Raw genomic sequence first — 3881 nt, forward strand, 5'->3', positions numbered from 1 at the left:
CGCCGATACCCCTCGCTCGGCCGCGAATCTGGCTGCTAGACCTTCGAGCACCCCGCGCAGTTCGAGCGAGTCGAGGATATCGCGTTCGGAAAACGCCTTCACCATGAACCCGCCGGAAGGTATCGCCTCCAGCAGGCCTTCCTCCTCGAGCCGGACCAGCGCCATGCGCACCGGCGTTCGCGACGCGCCGGTGGTCTCGACCGCCTGCAGCTCCGAAATCCGCTCGCCGGGCCGCAACCGGCCGGAAAGGATCAGGTCGCGCAGCGCGAGCTGGGCGCGCACCGTCTGGGATACCGCGCGGTCGGGGTCGCGATCGCTCATCGGTTACTCCGCGGCCTGCATCGCAGACGGCTGGTTTTCCCGCGCGATCATGCGGTCGATCATGCGCCGCGCCCACATCGCCCCGGCGTCGATGTTGAGATTGTAGAATACGCGATCGGGGTTCTCATCGATGGCGCGCTGCTGGGCTTCGAGAATGATTTCATCCTCGTGGAAGATGCCCGCGACCCCGTCACGGATTTCCGTGGTGAGCCGCTGTTCGGTCAGGCGATGATTGCGCACGAAGGCCCAGAAATAGTGACAGCTCGTCGCGGTTTCCGGCGTCATGGTATTGAGCACGTAGCCATTGACGCCTTGCGAGCGATCGCCTTGCGGCGCGCCGGTGCCGGTTGGCGCGACGCCGACATCGATATTGACGGTGCCGGGCGCCTGGAAATGAATGATCTGCCAGCGATCGACCAGTCCCGGCTTCTGCAGCTGCTGGGCCCAGAACGGCGGCGCTTCGATGCCGCTCATCCAGCGGGTCACGGTGACGGTATTGTCGCCATGCGCCACATCGAACGGCGCTTCCGCGACGGCTTCATTGCCGATGCTGCCGCCATGGACGAATGTCTCATGCGTCAGGTCCATCAGATTATCGACCACCAGCCGGTAATCGCATTTGACGTGAATCGTCTTGCCGTCGCCGGCCCAGGCCGGATCGTCGTTCCAGTGCATGTCCGGAACCAGCGCGGGGTCGGCCATCGCTGGATCGCCCATCCATAACCAGATGAACCGGTGCCGCTCGACGGCCGGATAGGCGCGCACGCAGGCTGACGGATTGATGGTTTCCTGCGACGGCATGAAGGTGCAACGGCCCGACGCATTGTATTTGAGGCCGTGATAGCCGCACACCACGCTATCGCCTTCGAGACGGCCCTTTGAAAGCGGCACCAGACGATGCCAGCACGCGTCTTCGAGCGCCGTCACCTGTCCGTTGGCTTGCCGGTACATCACCACGTGCTTGCCGCAGATCGTGCGCGGAAACAGCGCGTGCTTGATATCGGCGTCCCATGCCGCGGCGTACCAGGCATTCATCGGAAAGGTTGGGGTCATCGGAAATGCTCCTCGGTGGGTTAAGGATGCATCCATATTGTATACAATGGTGGAGAAATAACAACATTTTCTGGCAGAAATGAGCCAAAATTCCGTAACTTGTATACATATTTGAAAATATCATTGAATCTGAGGGACTTATGCCCGGGCGCGCAAGAAAGCGCACGTGCCGCGAAGGCCGCGCCGAAAGGCAGCCACTCGAATTCACGCTTCGTATTCCCGGTCAGACGCTCAGGATGCCGTTAGAGCATGATCCGGAAAAGGGATCAGGTTTTCCCTCGGGACAAACGCCAGAGGCGTTTGCGCGGAGATCATGCTCAAACAAGAAGATGGGCGGCGCTCAGTGCCGGAAATGCCGGACGCCCGTGAACACCATGGCGATCCCGGCATCGTCGGCGGCTTTTATCACCTCATCGTCGCGGATCGATCCGCCGGGCTGAATCACTGCGGTGGCGCCGGCCTCGATCGTGACCAGCAATCCATCGGCGAACGGAAAGAACGCATCCGACGCCACCACCGAGCCTTTGGTCATCGGTACCGCAAGCTTCAATTCATCGGCGGCGTCCTGTGCCTTGCGCGCGGCGATGCGCGCGGAATCCACCCGGCTCATCTGTCCGGCGCCGATGCCGACGGTCGCGAGATCCCTGGCGTAGACGATGGTGTTGGATTTGACGTGCTTGGCGACGCGGAATGCGAATTTGAGATCGCGCAGCTCGGCGTCGGTCGGCGTCCGTTTGGTCACGGCCTTCAGCGTCATAGTGTCGACGGACGCATTGTCGCGGCTCTGTACCAGAAGTCCGCCAGCAACGGTTTTCGCCGTCAGCCCGATCGCGCGCGGATCGGGCAGCCCGCCCGCCAGCAACAATCGCAGATTTCGCCGCGCGCCGACGATGGCGATCGCTTCTTCGGTCGCGTCCGGCGCGATGATCACTTCGGTGAAGATTTCGGTGATGGCGCGCGCGGCGTCGGCATCCAGCGTCCGGTTCAGCGCGACAATGCCGCCATAGGCCGAGGTCGAATCGCAGGCCAATGCCTTGCGGTAGGCGCTGACCAGGTCGCTGCCTTCGGCGACGCCACAGGGATTTGCATGCTTGACGATGACGCAGGCGGCGGTGCGCGCCGCGTCGAATTCGGCGAGGCATTCATAGGCCGCATCGGTGTCGTTGATATTGTTGTAGGACAGCTCCTTGCCTTGAAGCTGCCGCGCCGTGGCGACGCCCGGGCGTTTGTCGGGCGTGCGGTAGAACGCCGCTGTCTGATGCGGGTTCTCGCCGTAGCGCAGCGCCTGAATCAGCCGTCCGCCGAAGGCACGGAAATCCGGCGCCTCGGTCTTGAGTTCTTCGGCGAACCAGTTCGAGATCGCGGCGTCATAGGCGGCGGTGCGGGCATAGGCTTTGGCGGCCAGACGTCGCCGCAGCGTCAGCGTGGTGGCGCCCTGATGGGCCGCGAGCTCGTCGAGCACGGCCTGATAATCCCGGGCTTCGACGACCACGGCGACATCATCGTGGTTCTTGGCCGCGGCGCGGATCATCGCGGGGCCGCCGATATCGATGTTCTCGATGCATTCCTCGAAGCCGGCCCCCTTATCGACGGTCGCCTCGAACGGATAGAGATTGACCACCAATAGATCGATCGGCGCGATGCCGTGGTTCTTCATCGCCTGCGCATGTTCGGGATTGTCGCGGATCGCCAGCAGCCCTCCATGCACTTTGGGATGCAGGGTCTTGACCCGCCCATCCATCATTTCCGGAAACCCGGTCAGTTCCGAAACATCCGTGACCTTCAATCCCGCCGCGGCAATCGCCTTGGCGGTACCGCCGGTGGAGACGAGATCGATGCCGTGGCCGGCCAAGGCGCGGGCGAATTCGATCAGTCCGGATTTATCGGAAACGGACAGCAATGCGCGGGTGACGCGGCGCGGATGGTCGGTCATAGCTTGATCCTAAATGGCAGGCCCGCCGGGTAGCACGGTTTTGGCGGCCGCGAAACCGGTGCCGGCCACCCCGGTTGCGTTGGCCACAGGAAGTGGCGAATCCGTGCGTAGGCCGTTAAATCCCCGGAGTTCAGGCGGCCTTGATCCTAATGGTCGGGATTTGGCTAACGTCTTCCGTGCGTTCCGCATGCCACGTATCGTAAGCGGCCTGCATGCGTGTCCAGATGCCCGCACCATCTCCAAAAAGCTTGCCGAGGCGAACCGCGATGGTCGGAGACACCGGCTTTCTTTCCTGCAGAATATCGTAAAGATGTTGACGCGAAATCGCGAGCAGTCCGGCAATCTCCGCCTTGGTCCGACCGGTGGCTGGAATGATCTCATCGCGAAGCAGCGCGCCGGGATGCGTAGGGCAGCGATTTTTGGCACGCTTTGCCGCATAGACCATGTTTGCTCCTTATCTAGTGATATTGTTCGAAATCGACGCGGCACGCCTCATCGTCCTCGAATTCGAACGTGATGCACCATGGTCCATTGACGTGGACCGAATAGCGTTTTGGATTGAACCCCTGCAAGG

General features: G+C 62.1%; 4 protein-coding genes and 1 pseudogene. All 5 read right to left on the reverse strand.

Annotation, left to right across the window (positions count from 1 at the left end):
- On the reverse strand, positions 1-321 hold a 321-nt coding region (locus tag ABR948_RS28800), incomplete at its 3' end, for a GntR family transcriptional regulator (RefSeq protein WP_428124589.1).
- 3 nt (positions 322-324) lie between these two features.
- A complete protein-coding gene (locus ABR948_RS28805) occupies positions 325-1374 on the reverse strand; it encodes an aromatic ring-hydroxylating dioxygenase subunit alpha (RefSeq protein ID WP_428124591.1) in 1050 nt (349 codons plus the stop codon).
- Positions 1375-1714: 340 nt separating this feature from the next.
- Positions 1715-3307, reverse strand: coding sequence for a bifunctional phosphoribosylaminoimidazolecarboxamide formyltransferase/IMP cyclohydrolase (gene purH / locus ABR948_RS28810; RefSeq protein ID WP_428124593.1), 1593 nt, complete (start codon positions 3305-3307; stop codon positions 1715-1717).
- 130 nt (positions 3308-3437) lie between these two features.
- Entirely contained in the window at positions 3438-3752 is a 315-nt protein-coding gene (locus ABR948_RS28815; RefSeq protein WP_428124595.1) for a HigA family addiction module antitoxin, read from the reverse strand.
- A 13-nt stretch (positions 3753-3765) separates the two neighbouring features.
- Positions 3766-3881: pseudogene (locus tag ABR948_RS28820) on the reverse strand (type II toxin-antitoxin system RelE/ParE family toxin); the annotation flags it as partial.

Origin of the sequence: Bradyrhizobium sp., assembly GCF_050014615.1 — a bacterium.
GTDB lineage: Bacteria > Pseudomonadota > Alphaproteobacteria > Rhizobiales > Xanthobacteraceae > Bradyrhizobium.

Excerpts from the sequence above, each read along its gene's own strand:
- ABR948_RS28805 (WP_428124591.1), bottom strand. The coding sequence starts at position 1,374 with ATGACCCCAACCTTTCCGATGAATGCCTGGTACGCCGCGGCATGGGAC.
- purH (WP_428124593.1), bottom strand. The coding sequence starts at position 3,307 with ATGACCGACCATCCGCGCCGCGTCACCCGCGCATTGCTGTCCGTTTCC.
- ABR948_RS28815 (WP_428124595.1), bottom strand. The coding sequence starts at position 3,752 with ATGGTCTATGCGGCAAAGCGTGCCAAAAATCGCTGCCCTACGCATCCC.